Source organism: Achromobacter sp. ACM01 (assembly GCF_014851745.1).
GTDB classification, from domain to species: domain Bacteria; phylum Pseudomonadota; class Gammaproteobacteria; order Burkholderiales; family Burkholderiaceae_B; genus Achromobacter; species Achromobacter aegrifaciens.
On sequence record NZ_JACVAF010000002.1, the window covers coordinates 745,600 to 763,858 of the forward strand.

Genomic DNA, 18,259 nt, shown 5'->3' on the forward strand with positions numbered 1-18,259 from the left:
TTCAGTAGCGCCATAGCGCTTCCAGGCCAAAAAAATGGACGGTTTCGGCGCGGCCGGTGTCGCGGATGAAGCTTCCGGGCCGGAACACCGAGTAGGCGGCTTCGAAACTCAGGTGGCGCGACACTTCCCAGCCCAGCACCACGTCGGCCTGTGTGCCGATGTAGCGGGCGCGGCTGGCGCCGGCCGGGCGCAGCAGATTGCCGGCCACGCCGTACACGCCGTCCTGCAGGCTTTGACGCCAATAGAAGACCGCCGCGGTTCCCAAAGTCCAGCCGGAGCCCAGGTCCAGCGTGAGCGAGGGATGCAGGTTGATCAGGTTGGAAGGGCCGATCAGGCCCGCTTCGCCGAAGTACTTGCCCTTGGGGAAGAAGACGGCAAAGGTCTGGAGCTTGGGATCGTCCGGATTGCGGTCGCCGCTGATGATGTTGGCCTTCAGGCCTACGCGCGGCTGCAATGGCGTGCCGTGGAAGGTGTAGCTCACGTCGCTGGCGAGCGACCAGGCGCGCGCCGGCGCGCCGGCGAAGCTGCCGTATTGGTAGACCGCTTCCAGGTCCCAGCGCCAGGAGGCGCGCTGGCCGAAGTAGCGCGCGCCCAGCGCGTTGCGGGTTTCGGGGCCGCTGCCCTGGTTGTAGGTGGCCGAGTCGCTGGACAGCGACAGCAGGTAGGCATCCAGGCCGGTGTCGCCCAGGCCGCCGGGCGCGGACCAGGTGCCGTAGAGGCCGCCGAGCCGGCGCTGGGAGTCGGCGCGGTCGCTGAAATCGTCCGGATCGTTGCGCACCGGGCGCACCAGGAAACCGTCCACGCGCAGCCCCTGGCCTGCCCAGCTGAGCGCGCCGCCGTCGAACGAGCGCAGCACGTTGGGACCGTAGCGCGCCGAGATCAGCCGTTCGCTGCCATAGGCCATGACCTGGCGGCCCGCGCGCGCGGTCCAGGTGCCCCCAGCGCCGGCAAGGGAGACGTCGACGAAAGCCTGCAGCACGTCGCTGCCGGTGTCGTCGGGCGGTCCGATGGAGCCGGTGTCGCGTTCGGCATGGGTCAGGTTCAACTGGCCGAAGGCGCGCACCTGCCGGCCCAGCCGCAGGTCGGCATAGGGCAGGAAACGGTACAGCTGGTAACCCTCGTCGGGTACGGCCGCGTCGCCGAATTCGTTGTTGCGGTAGCGCTCATAGCGGGCGCGCAGCTCGGCGCCCAGGGTCAGCGCGGAGGAATCGCCCAGCCGGATCCATTTGCCGGCTTCGCCCCAGGCGCCCGTGCGCTTGGCCGGGTCGTCCAGGTAGCTGTAGTCCTCGGTATAACGCCAGGGATCGATGGGCGGCAGCGCGGACCCGGCGGCCTGCGCGGCGCCGATTGCCAGCGCGGCCAGCGGGAGGATTGCGAGTCTGTGGAAGTTCAAGTTGCCTGGGCTGCAGCCGACGCGTGCAAGCGTCGACAGCGGTAGAAGTGACCAGGCGGCAAGATAGATTAAGGACAATGGCGTCGGTAGTCGCCATTTTTAGCCCTGGCTGTCCTGAAAACGGAACGCTGGGCTAGTCTTCCTGCAACTTCCCGAAGCGCTCCGCCAGATAATCCACCAAGGCCCTGACCGACGACAGCAGGCCGCGCCGCGACGGGAACACCGCATGTATCAGCTCGCGGCGCGGGGCCCAGTCAGGCAGCAGCCGGACCAGCTGTCCCGCCTGCAGCTGTTCGCGCACCATCATGGTGGGCAGTTGCACGACGCCCACGCCGGCCACCGCCGCGTTGCGCAAGGCGATCATGTCGGTGGTGATCATCCTGGGGGCAAGCGAGACCGTGGCCTGCTGGCCGTCCTGCTTGTACAGCTCCAGGCGATAGGCCTGGTTGGGCGAGCCCAGCGCCAGGCTGGGCCAGGCGCCCAGGTCGTCCGGGGTCGCCGGTTGGCCGCATTGCGCCGTCAGCGCGGGGCTGGCCACCAGGCTCTGGCCGCGATCCGACAGCACACGCATGACCAGTTCGCTGTCTTCCAGCGGAGGCGGGCGCACGCGGATCGCCACGTCCACGGCTTCACCCAGCACGTCGACCCGGCGGTTGGTGGCCTCCAACTGTATGACCACGCGCGGGTACTTGATCATGAAGTCGGCGAGCATGCCGCCCACATGGGTATGCAGCAGGGCGATCGGGCAGGTCAGCTTGACCACGCCGCGCGGCTCGACCTGGGCCGCGTCGATCACTTCCTGCGCGGCTTCCGCTTCGGCCAGCATGGCCTTGCAGCGCTCGTAGTAGGTCTGGCCTATGTCCGTGACCATGAAATGCCGGGTCGAGCGCTGGATGAGGCGCACGCCGAGGCGCTCTTCCAGCAGGGCCAGCCTGCGGCTGAGGCGGGACTTGGGCATGCCCAGCGCACGTCCCGCGGGGGCAAAGCCCTGGTGCTCGACGGTCTGCACGAAATAGAAAAGGTCGTTGAGATCCTGCATGGGCATCCCTTTGGTTGAAAAAATAGAACGCTGAAAGCAAAAAATCGGTCTTCCGACAATTTTGTTCTATTTTTAATATTTGTGCAGCCATAAGGCTTCTGATTCGGCCACAAGCCGTCGACCTTTCAAATTAGGAGTACACCATGTCCGCACCCGCCAACTTCAACGGCCAACGTCCTGTTATCGACGCCGACGACGCCGTCATGCTGCTGATCGATCATCAGAGCGGCCTGTTCCAGACCGTGGGCGACATGCCCATGCCGGAGCTGCGTGCCCGCGCTGGCGCCTTGGCGTCGATGGCCACGCTGGCCAAGATGCCCGTCATCACCACGGCTTCCGTGCCGCAAGGCCCGAATGGTCCGCTGATTCCCGAGATCCACGCCAACGCCCCGCATGCGCAATACATTGCGCGCAAGGGCGAGATCAACGCCTGGGACAACCCCGAATTCGTTGCCGCCGTGAAGGCCACCGGGCGCAAGACGCTCATCATCGCCGGCACCATCACCAGCGTGTGCATGGCGTTCCCGGCCATCAGCGCCGTCGCCGACGGCTACAAGGTGTTCGCGGTGATCGACGCCTCTGGCACGTACACCAAGATGGCCCAGGAAATCACGCTGGCGCGCGTGGTGCAGGCCGGCGTGGTGCCGATGGACACTGCCGCCGTGGCCTCGGAACTGCAGAAGACCTGGAACCGCGAAGACGCCATGCAGTGGGCCGAGGTCTACACCAAGGTGTTCCCGGCCTACCAACTGCTGATCGAAAGCTACTCCAAGGCGCAGGAAGTGGTGAAGAACAACGAAGTCCTGGATTCGCAGCGCTGATCCGCTTCGATATAAGCGGAGGCCCGGGCCTCGCGGCCCGGATCAAGCCGCCACGCCATGCCGCTCGGCGATGCGCAGCAGCAAGGCTTCCAGTTCCTGGAGGATGGGCCGGTGGTCGTCTACCCGCCTGACCAGGGCAGAAGGCATGGCGGGCAGGTCGATCTCGACGAATGCGATCTCGGGCGTCGCGTAATAACTGGCGGCGCGCTTGGTCAGCATCAGCAGGCCTTCGCGCGTGTTCACGGCCGCGATGCCCTCGCGGATCGTGCGCACCACCGGGCCGTCGCCGATGGGCTTGCCCTTGGGCGTGTGGCGCGGAAAGTGGTAGTCCTGCCATTCCTGGTTGACCGATCCCGGCACCATGCGCACCAGCCGTTCCTCGGCCAGCAGCTCGGGGTCCAGCAGGGTCGCCGCGGCAAACGGGTGATCAAGCGGGACGCACAGCATGCGCTGGTCCCGCAACACGATGGGCCCATGGCACAGGCCGTCCGCGCCCAGCGGCAAACGGCAGAACGCAATGTCGACCGAGCCGTCGGCCACCGCCGCGTAGTGGGTGACGTAGGTCAGTTCCACGAACTCCAGCTCCACGTTGGGATGCGCGGCCTTGAATTCCGAGACCAGCGGGCGGTATAGCTCGTAGAAACCGCCGCCCAGGAAGCCGATGCGCAGATGGCGCGGCTTGCCCGCGGCCTGGCGCTTGCAGTCGTCCAGCGCGGCTTTCAGCATGACCACGGCCGGTCCCGCGCCCAGCTTCAAGGTTTCGCCCAACGGCGTAAGCGCGACGCGGCGGCTGCTGCGCTCGAACAAAGGGGCGCCCAGCGTCTTTTCCAACGCCTTGACCGCTTCCGATACGGATGACTGGCTCATGTGCAGCGCTTCCGCCGCGCGGCCGAAATGCAGCTTGTCCGCAACGGCCAGAAAACAATCGAATTGGCGTAGATCCATGGCTCCGGGGCACCTTCCGTGCGCGTAGTAGTCGTTCTTATATCAATCGGGATTAACGATTGATGGCTTGAATAATAGCGCTTGTTCGCGCCAGGCCCGATGGGCAGAATTCGACCTGTTCACACAAGCTTAGCTCATTGATGAGCGATAAGGAGACAGGCATGAGTTCATCTATGCCAGAACGATCAGGCCCAAAAGGATCGGCAGAACCGATTGAATTCCTGGTCGAAGGGGATCTGGTGCGCGGTACCTTCTACCGGCCCGAGCAGGCCAGCGGCCCGGTCGGCGCGGTCGCGCTCGCGCACGGCTGGTCCATGGTCGCCGGCGGCGACCTGGAAGAGTACGCGGCCGCTGTGGTGGCCCGGGGCCTGGCCGCGCTGACCTTCGACTTCCGCAATCTCGGCCGCAGCGAGGGCATGCCGCGCCAGGAGATCGATCCGCAGCGGCAGATCCAGGATTTCCGCTCGGCAATTTCCTATCTGCGCCAACGTCCGGAAGTCGACCGTGAGCGCATCGGCATCTGGGGCAGCAGCTACAGCGGCGGCCACGCGCTGACGGTGGCCGCCATCGACCGCCGCGTCAAGTGCGTGGTCAGCCAGGTTCCGACCACCAGCGGTTTCTCCGCGGCCCAACGGCGCGTGCGCTACGACAAGGCGCAGGCGCTGCAGGCCGCGTTCGAAGCCGACCGCGAGGCACGCGACGCGGGCCAGCCGCCTGCGATGCTGCGCATGGTCGATGCCGATCCCGACGCGCCGGTCGCCTATCCGGGCCCGGACTCCTACAACTACATGACGGGCGAAGCGCGCCGCTGCCCAAGCTGGGTCAATGAGGTCACGTTGCGGTCGCTGGAACTGGCCCGCGCCTATGAGCCCGGCATGTACGTGCGCCGTATCGCGCCCACGCCGCTGCTGATGATCGTCGCCACCGGCGACGGCCTGACGCCTGCCGATCTGCAGCAGGACGCTTTCAACGCGGCGCATCAGCCCAAGGAGTTGCTGCTGCTGCCCGGCGGCCATTACTCGGTCTACACGGAACATTTCGAACGCACCAGCAACGCCGCGGCCAATTGGTTCGCGCGGCACCTCGGCCAAGACCAGCACGGATAAAAAAATGACGACGACAATAATGATGGAGACACAGGACCGCCAACGCCGCCACGCTTCGCTGCGCGCGGCGGCCGTGGGCAATGCCCTGGAATGGTTCGACTGGACCTTGTACGGCACGTTCTCGGCCTATCTGGCCATGAACCTGTTCGACCCGACCGACCGCGGTTCGGCGCTGCTGGCCACGCTGGCCGTGTTCGCGGGCGGATTCCTGGCGCGGCCGATCGGCGGCTGGCTGTTTGGCCGCATCGGCGACCGCTACGGCCGCAAGTTCACGCTGGTTCTGACCATGTGCCTGCTGGCCCTGACCAGCCTGGCGATCGCGCTGCTGCCCACCTATGAGCAGGCCGGGGTGCTGGCTTCGGTATTGCTCTTCATTTGCCGCCTGATGCAGGGATTGGCGCATGGCGGGGAGTCCGGCGTGGCCTATACCTACGTTGCCGAAATCGCGCCGCCCGCGCGGCGCGGGCTGTGGTCGAGTTCGGTGTTCGTCAGCGTGACCATCGGCGTCATGGCCGCGACCGCGCTGGCGGCGTTGCTGACGTCCTGGCTGGGCAAGCCCGCGATGGAAGCCTGGGGCTGGCGCGTGGGCTTTGGCGTGGGGGCGCTGCTGGGTGTCTACGCGCTGTTCCTGCGCCGCAGCGCAAGCGAAAGCGAGGTCTTCGAACACAGCGCGGAGCAGGGCGGCACGCAGAAGGTGTCGGCGCGGCAGGCCTTGAAGATCGCCCGCAACATCGTGATGATCGCCGCGGCGTCCAACGCCACGTATTACACCTGGGTCACCTTCGCGCCGGCCACGGCCATCGCGACCAAGGGCATGGATCCGGCGGGCGCCTACACGGCCAGCCTGATCGCGCAGTTGGTGTGCCTGTTGTGGCTGCCGGTCTGCGGCTGGCTGGCGGACCGCTACGGCCGCAAGCCGATGGTGATGGCCTTCGGCCTGGGCGTGGCGCTGGCGGTGTTCCCGGTATCGCACATCGTGACCGACCAGCCCTGGACGCTGTTCGTGGGGCAGTTGATAGGCCTCCTGGTTTGGGCGCTGCTGGCGGCGATCTTCCCCGCCGTGGTGGCCGAACAGGTGCCGACCGGCGCGCGCGCCATGGGCGTGGGCTTCATCTCTTCGCTGTCGGTCGCGATCTTTGGCGGCACCGCGCCCTACATCAATGCCTGGCTGGGCGCCCAAGGGCTGGATTGGGTCTACACGGCCTACGTGGGGGCGCTGGGGCTGATGGCGTTTGCCGGCGCCTTCCTCATCAAGGAGACGGCGGGCATGGACCTGAACGACATCCGCCTGCCGGGCGAGGAAGCCGGCAACACCGCAGTCAACAAGGCCGCCAAGCGCGCGGCATTCAACTGAACTCCAATTTTTTCATCATCACATGAGCAAAATGAACTATCCGGATCTGGCAGGGAAAATCGCGGTTGTCACGGGGGCCGGGGGCGGTATTGGACGCGCCATGGCGGCGGCGTTCCGCCAGCAGGGCGCGACCGTGGTCGCCACCGACCTGGACCTTGGGGCGCTGTCCGGCGTGGACGCGGATTGCCGCCAACTGGACGTCACGCAAGCGCAGGCGGTACGCGCACTGGCCGACGCGGTGGCTGCCCAGTACGGCGCGCTGGACGTGTGGGTCAACAACGCCGGCTTCATGGCCCGCATGCCCGCCCTGGACCTGGACGAAGCCGCATGGCAACGCACCATGGACATCAACCTGAAAGGCACGTTCTTCGGCGCGCAGGCGGCTGCGCGCCACATGATCGCGCAAGGCAGCGGCGCCATCATCAACCTGTCCAGCTATGCCGGCGTCAAGCCGCGCCCGAACTGCGCCGACTATGCGGCTGCCAAGGCCGGCGTGGCCCATCTGACCCAATGCCTGGCGCTGGAGTGGAGTCCCAAGGGGCTGCGCGTCAACGCCATTGCGCCCGGCTTCATCGAAACGCCGATGAGCAGCTGGATGCACGCCGACGCCGCCACCTTTGCCGAATACGTGGAGCGCCTGCCGGCGCGCCGCGTGGGCCAGCCGTCCGAGATCGCCGACGCGGCGCTGTATCTGGCTTCGCAGGCATCCGGCTATGTCACTGGTCACGTGCTGATGGTCGACGGCGGAGTGTCCAAGACATGAGCGACGACAAGGACGTGGCATCGTGGTGGAACGGCAAGGCGGCCGTCGTGACGGGCGCGGCCAGAGGGCAGGGCGCGGCCGAGGCGCTGCGCCTGTTGCAGGCCGGCGCAACCGTCTACGCGCTGGACGTCTTGCCCGAAAGCGATGCGACCTGGGCGGAGTTGCGCGCGGCGGCGGGCGCGGATGCCGAACGGCTGCGCATCCGGGTCGCGGACGTGGCCCGCGAATCCGATTGGCTGGCGTTGGCCGATGAGATTTCGGCTGCGGGCGTGCCGCTCTACGGCCTGGTCAACAACGCTGGCGTGACCCTGCGCAAGACCGTGACCGAGACCACGCACGCGGAATGGCGGCGCCTGCTGGATATCAATCTGGACGGGCCATTCCTCGCCATCCGCAACCTGGCCGCACTGATGCCGCAGGGCGCGGCCATCGTCAATACGTCTTCGACGGCGGGGCTTACCGGCTACTTCAGCGCAGCCTACACCGCCAGCAAGTGGGCCCTGCGCGGGCTGACGCGGGCGGCATCGCTGGAACTGGCGGGGCGGGGCATACGCGTCAACACCGTATGCCCGGGCCTGGTGGAAACGCCGATGATCATGCAGCCCAATGCCGTGCATGACGCCGGCCGGGCGCGCCTGTTCTATGAAGGCAACCGCGACGCCACGCCGCTGTCACGCGGCGCGGATGCCGACGAGATCGCGGCGGCGGTAATGTTCCTGTTGGGGCCCGAGGCTTCGTTCATCACCGGCGCGGACTTGCCGGTCGACGGCGGTATGACGGGAGGAGGCGTGTACTGGCGGATCGGCAAGTCCACCGGCAATCTGTAGCCGCAGTCCCGGGCCGCGGCCCGGGGCTGGCCATTGCGCAAGGGCGGAGGCTTAGTGCTTGTCGCCGTAGATATTGCCGGCAATGCCGCCGGCGGCGGCGCCGATGGCGGCCCCAGTCCAGCCGCTGCCGCCCGCGATGGCGGCAATGCCCGCGCCGGCAGCGGCGCCGATGGCCGCGCCCGACAGGGTGCCTTGCTGCTTGGAACTCATGTTGGTGCAGGCTACCAGCGACCCCATCATGAGGCCTATGGCGATCGATCGGATGACTTTCATGGTTGACTCCTAGCGGGCGCGCTTGGCGGGAGCGGCCGGCGTGGCCGGCGCCGCGGGCGCGACGATTTCGAACCAGAGCGTTTCGACCACGGGGCGGTCCATCCGGGTCGGATTGGCCGCGTACCAGCTATCCAGCCGTTCGCGCACCGAATCGAGCGTATGGCTCTGCAAACCCTTGGCGAAACGCGGGATCAGCGTCTGGTTGTCCGCCGGCGCGCGGCGCTGCTGATAGGCCTGCTCCACCTGGATGAGGTTCGCCATGCCCAGCAGGTAGGCCTTCTTCAGATTCGCGTCGGACTCCGACCATTGCTTGCCGGTGATGATGGGCGCCGGGTCGGTAGGCGCCGCTACCACCGGCGCGGCGACCAGCAGTGACAGCGCAAGGGCTGCCGGGCCTAACAGGTGTTTCACTTTCATCATATCGCTCCTTGGTGGAACAAAAGACAGAAAAACAACCAGAACGCCATGCGCGCAGTTCGCTTGCAATGGCCAAGCGCCAGGCGACCAGATCAATTTAGGCTTGAAAGCATGCTTGCGCAAGAGGCGTGCCGCTCTGCCATCGGGCTTCAACACGGACCTGGCGCAGACGTTACCGATTCTGGCAAGCCTGTTCAAATGAAACAGCGTTCGCCGCCTTTGGAATTTCGCTGTACATATTGCTAGCTGTCGCGTCGGGCGGCATGGCCCCCTCGATGCCGGCAGGCACATAGAAGACAAATAAACCCGAGGAGGAGTCAATGCGTACGTTCAATCGCAGGGCCGCGGCATTCCTGGCGAGCGGGCTGATTGCAGTGCTGGCAGGCTGCGCGTCGCCCGGAGGCAAGAAAGAAACCGTCGATATGAAGGGGCTGTCCCAGCCAGTGGAGATCGTGCGCGACCGCCACGGCGTGTCCCACATCTACGCGCAGAACCAGGATGACCTGTTCTTCGCCCAAGGCTTCAACGCGGCGCGCGACCGCCTCTGGCAACTGGACCTCTGGCGCCGCCAGGGCGAGGGCAAGATGGCCGAACAATTCGGCCCGCGCTTTGTCGAGCAGGACCGCGCGGCGCGCCTGTTCCTGTACCGCGGCGACATGCAGGCCGAATTCGCCAGCTACCACCCGCAGGGCAAGGCGATCCTCACGTCCTTCGCGGCGGGCATCAATGCCTACATCGATTGGGTCAAGGCGAATCCCGATCAGATGCCGCCGGAATTCAAGCTGACCGGCACCGAGCCCGGCTACTGGAGCCCCGAGACCTCGCTCATCCGCATCTATGGCCTGACCCGCAATCTCAACGAAGAGGTGCGGATGGCGCAACGCGTCGCGGCGCTGGGCCTGAACGCCGTGCAGGGACTCAGCACCTTCGAGCCGCCCTTGGCGCTGCAGGTGCCTGCCGGACTGGACGTGCGCGACGTCGACAGCAAGGTCCTGGGCGACTACAACCTGGCGCGCAACGGCCAGAAATTCGTCGCGGCCGACTTCCCGCGCAGCCCGCTCGCGGCCGCCGAGCGCGAAAAACTTGCGCAGGAATTGTCCGCGAATCTGCTGGCGTCGCTGGATCCGGCGTTCGACCCCATGGCGACCCGCTACGAGAGCAACAACTGGACCATAGCCGGGCAGCATACGGCCAGCGGCAAGCCCATCCTCGCGGGCGATCCGCACCGGTCCATCACCATGCCTTCGCTGCGCTACATGGTGCACCTGAACGCGCCGGGCTGGAACGTGATCGGCGCGGGCGAGCCGGCGCTGCCCGGCGTGTCCATGGGCCACAACGACCGCATCGCTTTCGGGCTGACGATCTTCGCCTTTGGCGACGAAGAAGACCTGTACGTCTACGACACCAATCCAGCCAGGCCGGACGAATACCGCTACAACGGCCGCTGGGAAAAGATGCGCCAGGTGGATGAGTCGATCCCCGTGCGCGGACAGGCAGCGGCAACGCGCCAGCTGAAGTTCACCCGCCACGGCCCGGTGATCTACGTGGATCCGGTCAAGCGCAAGGCCTACGCCTTGCGCGCGGCCTATCTGGAATTTCCCGGAACCGCGGCCTATCTGGCCAGCCTGCGGCTGAACCAGGCGCAGAACTGGAACGAGTTCGTCGCCGGCATGGAAAAGCACTACACGCCCAGCGAGAACATGGTGTATGCCGACGTGGACGGCAACATCGGCTGGTTCGGCGGCAGCATCGCGCCGATACGCCCGCGCGCGGATTGGTCCGGCATGCTCCCCGTGCCCGGCAATGGCGAGTTCGAATGGCGCGGCGTCCTGCCGGGCAGCGCGCTGCCCCGCGCCTACAACCCGCCCGAGGGCTACGTCGCCACCGCCAACGAATACAACCTGCCGGCCGACTACCGCTACAAGGACATGTCCGCCCGCACCTGGGCCGAACCCTACCGTGTGCAGCGCATACGCGAGGTGCTGGCCGACAGCAAGGGGCAAACGGTCCAGAGTTCGCAGGCGCTGCAGTACGACAACCTGTCCATTCCGGCGCGCACGCTGACGGGCTACGCGAAGTCGCTGAATTCGGCCGATCCCGCGACGTCGCAGGCCTTGAGCATGCTGAAGGACTGGGACGCCCGAGTGGGAACGGAATCGCGCGCGGCCACGGTGTACGAGTTCTGGCTGCCCGAGGTCGTCAAGCGCGTGACTGAACTCTACGTGCCTGCCAACGGCCGGGCCGCCTTCGGCAATCTGTCCACCGCCAAAACGCTGGAAAAGCTGGCCACGCCGGACAGCGCTTTCGGTGCGCAGCCGCAGCAGGGCCGTGACGCGCTGCTGCTGCAGGCGCTGAACGACGGCTTGCAGAAGCTGCGCGCCAAGCTGGGACCGGATTCCTCGCAATGGCAGTGGGGCAAGCTGCACCACATCCAGTTCGAGCACAGCCTGGCCAGCCTGCTGCCCGAGGCCACCGCCAATGCCTACGGCACGCCGCGCTATCCGGTCAGCGGCGACAACGACACCGTGCACCGCGCCACCTTCCGCGCCAGCGACTTCCGCCAGACCAGCGGCGCGTCATACCGCCAGGTGATCGACGTGGCCGACTGGGACAACTCGCGCATGCAGAACGTGCCGGGACAATCCGCCGACCCGCGCAGCCCGTATTACCAGAACCTGCTCAAGGACTGGGCAACGGGCGAGTATTTCCCCATGGCGTTCAGCCGCGCCAAGGTGGATAGCGAGAAGGCGGGTACCTTGAATCTGCGTCCGGTACAGCGCTGACGGAGAGGGCCAGGAAAGACCACGCCGGCAAGCGCCAATAATTGGCGTCTGCCGGCGCTTTTTTATGCGCCGCGCTGGCCTTATCGAGAATTAATTGACACCCAGATAAATATCTCATAAATTAATTGCCTGGGTGTTAATTAATTGGAGAGGCTCGTGGCTGAGAAAGAGATGGCCGCAGTGACGGCAGGCATGCGGGGGGCATCCTGGGATGCCGAGTTGATGCAGCGGCCCTATAAGGTTGTGCCTTACGCCTTGGGCACGGCCGACGGCCAGCGGACCCTGGGCTTCCTGTTCACGGCGACAGGCAAGGAGCGTACGGTCGTATCCCTGATGCATCCGCGCGAGATGTCCGTTACGCACTATATGGTGCCGACGGTGCTCGATGCGGGCTGCGCCTGCTGGGTGCAGGGGCCGCGCTCGATCGGCAACGACCTCAGGCTGGAGCATGAGATCGCCTTGTTCGATGTGGCGGCGGGCATGCAGCACTTGCGGGATCTTGGCTACGAGCGCATCGTCCTCCTGGGCAATTCGGGCGGCGCCGGGTTGTATGCGCTGTACAACCAGCAGTCCCTTTTGGCGCCGGATTCCCGTATCGGCAAAACGCCTGCCGGCCGCCCCACCAAGCTGAACGAACTCGCCATGCCGGTGGTGGACGGACTGGTGTTGCTGTCGCCGCATCCGGGGCAAGGCAGGCTGCTCATGTCTGGTCTGGATCCCTCGGTCGTTGACGAAGCCGATCCGATGCGTACCGATCCGGCGCTGGATCCGTTCAGCGCCGAGAACGGCTATGACGCGCGGACGGGGCAGGCGCGGTACGACCAGGCGTTTCTCGATAAGTATCGTGCCGCGCAGGTTGAGCGTGTGCGGCGCATCGACCAGCAAGCGCGCGCCTTGCTCGCCGCCAAGCAGGATGCCCGCGGCAAGGTCAAGGCGGGTTCGCTGCAGCCGCTGGACCGGCAGCAGGCCGCATTCGCGCCGATCTTTCACGTCTGGCGCACGGATGCGGACCCCAGGGCCTGGGATATCACGCTGGATCCTTCGGACCGCAAGACCGGCTCGCTTTGGGGCAAGGATCCCTTCGTGTCCAACTGGGGCAGCGTGGGCTTTGCCCGGATAGTAACGCCGGAGTCCTGGCTGTCGACCTGGTCGGGACTCTCGTCCAATGCCGCGCTGGAGCAGACCCTGCCGGCCGTGCGGCAGCCGACGCTGCTGATCGAGTACACCGGAGACCAATGCACGTTCCCGGCCGACATCGTCGCCATCCACGGCCAGATCGGTACACAGGCCAAGACCCATGTGCGGGTGCGCGGCAACCACCATGGCATGGCGCTGGCCAAGGACGAGCCCGCCGGCAGGACGGTAGCGGCCCAGCATCTGGAAGCGTGGTTGCGCGCGCATTTCTGACCGGGCAATCCGTAGACACGCCCGCCACGGGCGCAAGAGGAACGATCAATGACGAGTCTGGAAAGGATCTTGCCGGCCGAGCGCCTGCTGGGCGTGCGTTACCCGGATGAAGACAGGGTGCGCGAGTATGTGCGCCAGGGCGTGCTTACTGGGGAAACCCTGGCGGGCGGCCTGCGCGATGCCTTTGCCGTTCACGCCGACAGGCTGGCGCTGGTAGGGCCGGACGGTCACTACACCTACCGTGAGCTGGACCAGCGCAGCGACAGGCTGGGCGCGGCGCTGCTGGATCTGGGCCTGCGGCCGCTGGACCGCGCAATCTTCCAGTGCGGCAATAGCCATGAACTGCTGGTGGCGTTCTGCGCCTGCCTGAAGGCGGGGATCATCCCCATCTGCTCCTTGCAGGCCTTCCGCAAACTGGAGATCGAATATCTGGGAAACCTGGCGCAAGCACGGCTGCACCTTGTCCAGGGCGACGATCCGAAGTTCGACGACGTGGCCTTCGCAGAAGAGATGCAGCGGCATGTGCCGACGTTGGCGCATGTCGTACAGGCGCGCGGGTCCGCTCGCGGATGTGCCGTCACGATAGACGGCCTGATCGCGGCCACGCCGCTGGCAGCCGCCCGCGCGCGCCTTGCGCAAGTGCAGGCGCATCCGTTCCAGGTGGCGGTGTTCCAGCTGTCGGGCGGTACGACCGGGGTGCCCAAGATCATCCCGCGCTTTCATTCCGAGTATCTCTACAACATGCGGGCGGTGGCAGCCTGGAACCGCTACACCAGCGACGACGTGCTGTTCTTTCCCACGCCCTACATGCACAACCTGAACATGGGCTGCTTCTTCGGTCCATTCCTGTTGAGCGGCGCTCAGGTCACCGTATGCCGCAGCCTGGACGAAGCCACCTTGCAGGGCTTGGTGCGGACTTACCGGCCCACCTGGTTCGGCGTGGCGGGCCCGATCCTGACCCGCATCCTGCCCGAGCTGGACCGCGCGGACGCCAGCGTAAAGGCGCGCCGCCGTTTCATTACGCCTCGCAACGCCGCGGGCCTGGCCAGAACCACCGGATCGCCCGCATTCCATATCTTCGGCATGACCGAGGGCGTCATCATGTTCGCCAAGGAGGGCGACAGCGCGAACGTGCTCGAAAATTCGGTCGGCCGGCCGGTTTCGGGCCACGACGAGGTCCGGATCGTGACGCCCGGCACCGACACCGAAGTGCCTGTAGGTGAAACCGGCGAAGCGCTGTTCAGGGGGCCTTACACCATACGCGGTTACTACAAGTCGGAGGCGGAGGACGTCGGTCGTTTCACGGCCGACGGCTTCTACCGCTCGGGCGACCTGATGCGCTGCGAAGTGCACGACGGCCGGCGCTACTACTACTTCTGCGGGCGGATCAAGGACGTGGTGGACCGCGGCGGCGAAAAGATCAACGCCGAGGAGGTCGAGAACGTGCTTAACGGGCATCCGGCCATCCTGGCCTCGGCCGTGGTGGCCATGCCGGATCCGGTCTACGGGGAACGCGTCTGTGCCTTCGTGATAGCTCGCCTCCCTGGCGCGGCGCTCACGCTACCCATGGTCTGCGGCTATCTGCAAGAGGTCGGGCTAGCGAAGTTCAAGTGGCCTGAACGCCTGGAAGTCGTGGACGAATTTCCCCTTTCCGCATCTGGAAAGCTGAGCAAAAAAGCGTTGCGCGGCCAGATCGCCGCCACGCTCGAGGCCGAACGCGGCCAGCAAACGAATGGAGAACACGCCAAATGAGCCCGTCCTTGCCTGAACTTTCTTCCATCCCCAAGGTGCGGCTGCACGGAGTGCACCACACGGCCAGGCCGACCTGGAAGCTCGCGCAAACCGTGCGCTTCTATCGCGACCTGCTGGGCTTGCCGCTGGTGCATGCCATTTCCGCCAAGGGATGGGGCCCGCAGAACCATCCTGATTTCCTGCACTTCTTTTTCGACAGCGGCAATGGCAGCACCATCGCCTTCTTCTACTACATCGGCACGCAGCGTCCCGAGCGCCTGACGCCCACGGATCATTACCAGGACCGCGCTACCCACACCGCCTGGCGGGTCGAAAGCGAGGCCGAGCTGCTGCGATGGCGCGCTCGCGTGGAGGCGGTCGGGATTCCCTTGCGTTACCAGATCCGCCACGAGGTGATCGAATCCATCTACTTCAACGATCCCAACGGCTATCCCATCGAAATCACCTGGCAGGTGCGGCCCTTCAGCGCGGAAGACGCGCAGGACGCCCAGAATACGCTCGAAGCCGCGATGGCATTGGAGGAGGGCGGCTTTGACTCCATCGAGCCGGTGTGGCGGGCCAAGGGCGCCGCGCTGGGCAGGCAGGCGCAGGACAAGGCGGCCATCTATGTACTGGACGTGCCCGAATTCAAGGGTTTGCTGGATGCCGCCCGCGGCAGCGCGGGCTATTCCACGCAGCCCGCCGGAAACGGCTATCTGTGCATCTTGGGCAATCCTGGGCTGCGGTTCGAGCGCAAGGAACTGGGCTTTAAACCGGCCGTCTGGTATGGCGCCTTGACCGGCGGGTTGAGCGGCCGTATCGAACAGTTCGACATGGACGTCCTGTCCATTGCACCTCTGGAGCTCGCATGAAAGCCGCCATCATCGGAGGCGGGCCGGCGGGCCTGTTTCTTGCCATCCTGTTGAAACAGCGCCAACCGGCCGCGGCCGTCACCGTGTATGAACAGAACCCGGCCGATGCCACCTTCGGCTTCGGCGTAGTCATGGCCGACAAGGGGCTGGATCGATTGCGGGATGCCTCCCCCGGGGTATTCGACGCGCTCGCCGGCGCCATGCGCTTCAGCGACCGGCAGGTCATCGTGTCGAACGAGACGCCGGTCACGGTGCAGCGCCCCGGCAGCGGCGGCGCCATTGCGCGCATCGAGCTGCTGCGCATCCTGGGCGTACACGCCAGGCGGTTGGGCGTGGATGTGCGCTACCAGGAACGGATCGATGATTTCCAGGCGCTCGATGCCGATGTGGTGGTGGGCGCGGACGGGATCAATTCCCGGGTGCGTGACAGTGACGAGTGCGGGTTCGACGTGCACCGGTACAGCCTCACAAACCATTTCGCCTGGTATGGCGTCGCAAAGGCCTTCCCATCCCCAAGCCTGGTGTTCCGCAAGCACGGCGCTGGTTACTTTGTGGCGCACTACTACCCCTATTCGGCATCCATGAGCACCTTCGTCGCGGAATGCGATCACCGCAGTTGGCAGGACCTGGGCATGGAGGCGATGAGTGCCGAGGCGCGGCAGCAGCTGTTCGAACAGGTATTCGCGCCCGAACTGGACGGGGACGCATTGGTCTCGAACCATTCCAGTTGGCGCCAGTTCCCGGTCATACGCGCGCGCAACTGGTGCGTGGGCAACCGGGTGCTGATAGGCGACGCGCTCAGCAGCGCACATTTTTCCATCGGGTCGGGCACGCGTATCGCCATGGAGGACGCCATCGCGCTGGCCGATGCATTGAATGGTTCGCCCGGCGATATTCCTGGTGCGCTGGCTTCATATTGCGCCACGCGCCAGCCGCAAAAGCAAAAGCTGATAGGCGCGTCGGAAGCTTCCTTCAACTGGTACGAGCGCATGCGGGACTGGATGGATCAGTATGGACCGCGGGAGTTCGTGCTGCGTTTCATGACGCGCACCGGGCGCGTCGACGTCGGCCGGCTGCGTGAGCAATATCCGGCCCTGGTGCGGGAATTCGAAGCGGCCGGGCTGATGCCTGCCGAGTGCGAGGGACAACCATGAAAGCCACCGAGATGGTCCTGAGCCTCGACCCCTTCGTGGTCCGGCGCGAGGTGCGATGGGGGGATTGCGATCCGGCGGGGGTGGTCTATACCGGGCGCTTTACCGACTACCTGTTGGGCGCGGTGGGGCTGTATACAGAGCATCTCGGGGAAGGGAAGCGCTTGGGCGAGGCGCATGAGGTCGGCACGCCGTGCCGGGGCATGTCCTTAGACTTTACCGGTACGCTCTGGCCGGGAGACGTAGTCCATATCGCATGTAGTCTAGGAGCGCTGCGCACGCGTTCATTCGATATCCGGGCGCACGCCACCCGGCCTGACGGAAGCCCGGTATTTGCGGCGGTGTTTTCCCCCATCTGCGTACGGCAGGACGCAAGGGTGGGCACGCCCATTCCCGCCTCCTTGCGTGAGGTGCTGTTGCGGCACGGCGCCACGACGCATGATGGCTGAAGAGGCGGGACGGGCGGGATATTTGCCAGGGAGGCAATAAAACCTTAGGATGCCCCGGTCATCCGGATTTCCCAGAGTGTGCCGATATGCCCACCGCAAAAAAGCCCGCCACCGATGCCGCACCGCGCAAGCGTGGCCGTCCACCCCGGGTCGAGTCGCCGATCAACGGTGAAGCCACGCTCAGCCGGGCTGCCATCATCGAACGCGCGATCGCGCTGGCACGCGAAACCTCGCTGGATCAGATCTCCATGGTGCAACTGGCGCGCGACTTCGGCGTCGCGCCCGGCCTGATCCATTACTACTTGGGCGGGCGCGACAAATTGATATCGGGCGTGCTCAACAACTACTACCGGGAGCGGCTGGCACGGATGCCGGCGCTGACCGGCGACTGGCGCGCCGACATCGAAACCATCGCGCGAGTCAGCCTGGCCTTTGCGGTGGAGAATCCCGGCGTCAGCACCTATGTCGCCTCCCATAACCGCTTCCGCCTGTTCCAGGACGTGGATTCAGGTGAAACCGATTTTGGCGCGGTGTTCTTCAACCACGTGACCACGGCCTTCATGCAAGGTGGCTTTTCGGCTGAGCAGGTGGCCCTGGCCTACCACCTGCTGGCGCAATTCCTGGTCGCAAGCAGCCGTGCCGAAGCGTCCAAGCAGTTGCCTGTCTACCATCGCGATTTCATCCGCGGACGGCTGGATGCCATGCCGGCGGACCGCTATCCCGGAGCCCGCTACGTCGCAGAGGCGTTCTCAGGACTAAGTACCGAATTGGCATTTGAAGCCGGCCTGCGGATCCTGCTCGACGGCATCGCGCAATGGGCCCGGGAGCCTGGCGTGCAGGCCAAGCCCAAACGCAAGACGGCCACCCGATAGTCCTCCCCGATTCCGGCGCGCAAGTGCGCGAGCGCGTGGTGTAAACCCTTATTTAA

General features: G+C 65.7%; 17 protein-coding genes. 12 read left to right on the forward strand and 5 right to left on the reverse strand.

The window, feature by feature from the left end:
- Window position 1 precedes the first annotated feature (1 nt).
- On the reverse strand, window positions 2-1,393 hold the full coding sequence (locus tag IB268_RS11870; protein ID WP_192354286.1) for an alginate export family protein: 1,392 nt from the start codon (window positions 1,391-1,393) through the stop codon (window positions 2-4).
- Between the two features lie 133 nt (window positions 1,394-1,526).
- A complete protein-coding gene (locus tag IB268_RS11875) occupies window positions 1,527-2,432 on the reverse strand; it encodes a LysR family transcriptional regulator (RefSeq protein ID WP_192354287.1) in 906 nt (301 codons plus the stop codon).
- Between the two features lie 143 nt (window positions 2,433-2,575).
- Here IB268_RS11875 and IB268_RS11880 point away from each other — a divergent pair, with 143 nt between their 5' ends.
- Complete coding sequence (locus tag IB268_RS11880; RefSeq protein WP_054454449.1) at window positions 2,576-3,253, forward strand: hydrolase; 678 nt, start codon at window positions 2,576-2,578, stop codon at window positions 3,251-3,253.
- A gap of 42 nt (window positions 3,254-3,295) precedes the next feature.
- Here the strand turns inward: IB268_RS11880 and IB268_RS11885 are convergent, their stop codons facing one another.
- Window positions 3,296-4,198, reverse strand: a complete 903-nt coding sequence (locus IB268_RS11885; RefSeq protein WP_054454448.1) for a LysR family transcriptional regulator — start codon at window positions 4,196-4,198, stop codon at window positions 3,296-3,298.
- Between the two features lie 173 nt (window positions 4,199-4,371).
- Here IB268_RS11885 and IB268_RS11890 point away from each other — a divergent pair, with 173 nt between their 5' ends.
- From IB268_RS11890 to IB268_RS11905, 4 genes are read left to right on the forward strand one after another with little or no spacing between them, the layout of a single operon-like run.
- Entirely contained in the window at window positions 4,372-5,304 is a 933-nt protein-coding gene (locus tag IB268_RS11890; RefSeq protein WP_225596814.1) for an alpha/beta hydrolase, read from the forward strand.
- Window positions 5,305-5,326: 22 nt separating this feature from the next.
- Window positions 5,327-6,658, forward strand: coding sequence for an MFS transporter (locus IB268_RS11895; protein ID WP_166738328.1), 1,332 nt, complete (start codon window positions 5,327-5,329; stop codon window positions 6,656-6,658).
- Between the two features lie 22 nt (window positions 6,659-6,680).
- Window positions 6,681-7,421 carry an SDR family NAD(P)-dependent oxidoreductase gene (locus tag IB268_RS11900; RefSeq protein ID WP_225591362.1) on the forward strand — a complete coding sequence of 247 codons (741 nt, stop codon included), beginning with the start codon at window positions 6,681-6,683 and terminating at the stop codon, window positions 7,419-7,421.
- Window positions 7,418-8,248 carry an SDR family NAD(P)-dependent oxidoreductase gene (locus IB268_RS11905; protein WP_225591363.1) on the forward strand — a complete coding sequence of 277 codons (831 nt, stop codon included), beginning with the start codon at window positions 7,418-7,420 and terminating at the stop codon, window positions 8,246-8,248. The genes IB268_RS11900 and IB268_RS11905 overlap by 4 nt, the downstream gene beginning before the upstream one ends.
- Before the next feature lie 51 nt (window positions 8,249-8,299).
- Here IB268_RS11905 and IB268_RS11910 read toward each other — a convergent pair whose 3' ends face one another.
- Both IB268_RS11910 and IB268_RS11915 read right to left on the reverse strand, forming a co-directional pair.
- The gene (locus IB268_RS11910) at window positions 8,300-8,521 is read right to left on the reverse strand and encodes a YMGG-like glycine zipper-containing protein (protein ID WP_013393765.1); all 222 of its coding nucleotides are present in this window, start codon (window positions 8,519-8,521) and stop codon (window positions 8,300-8,302) included.
- 9 nt (window positions 8,522-8,530) lie between these two features.
- Entirely contained in the window at window positions 8,531-8,938 is a 408-nt protein-coding gene (locus tag IB268_RS11915; RefSeq protein ID WP_082401051.1) for a hypothetical protein, read from the reverse strand.
- Window positions 8,939-9,258: 320 nt separating this feature from the next.
- On the opposite strand from IB268_RS11915, the gene IB268_RS11920 reads away from it, so the two are divergent.
- From IB268_RS11920 to IB268_RS11950, 7 genes are all read left to right on the forward strand, one after another.
- A complete protein-coding gene (locus tag IB268_RS11920; protein WP_192327825.1) occupies window positions 9,259-11,721 on the forward strand; it encodes a penicillin acylase family protein in 2,463 nt (820 codons plus the stop codon).
- Between the two features lie 222 nt (window positions 11,722-11,943).
- Entirely contained in the window at window positions 11,944-13,128 is a 1,185-nt protein-coding gene (locus IB268_RS11925) for an alpha/beta hydrolase (protein WP_119451542.1), read from the forward strand.
- 48 nt (window positions 13,129-13,176) lie between these two features.
- The gene (locus tag IB268_RS11930; protein WP_192354288.1) at window positions 13,177-14,880 is read left to right on the forward strand and encodes an AMP-binding protein; all 1,704 of its coding nucleotides are present in this window, start codon (window positions 13,177-13,179) and stop codon (window positions 14,878-14,880) included.
- Window positions 14,877-15,731: a VOC family protein gene (locus IB268_RS11935; RefSeq protein ID WP_119451482.1), complete on the forward strand. Its 855-nt coding sequence runs from the start codon at window positions 14,877-14,879 to the stop codon at window positions 15,729-15,731. Before IB268_RS11930 ends, IB268_RS11935 begins: the two co-directional genes overlap by 4 nt.
- Window positions 15,728-16,885: an FAD-dependent monooxygenase gene (locus IB268_RS11940; protein WP_192354289.1), complete on the forward strand. Its 1,158-nt coding sequence runs from the start codon at window positions 15,728-15,730 to the stop codon at window positions 16,883-16,885. Before IB268_RS11935 ends, IB268_RS11940 begins: the two co-directional genes overlap by 4 nt.
- Window positions 16,882-17,331, forward strand: a complete 450-nt coding sequence (locus tag IB268_RS11945; RefSeq protein WP_119451480.1) for a thioesterase family protein — start codon at window positions 16,882-16,884, stop codon at window positions 17,329-17,331. The genes IB268_RS11940 and IB268_RS11945 overlap by 4 nt, the downstream gene beginning before the upstream one ends.
- Window positions 17,332-17,417: 86 nt before the next feature.
- Entirely contained in the window at window positions 17,418-18,203 is a 786-nt protein-coding gene (locus IB268_RS11950; RefSeq protein WP_119451479.1) for a TetR/AcrR family transcriptional regulator, read from the forward strand.
- Window positions 18,204-18,259 lie beyond the last annotated feature (56 nt).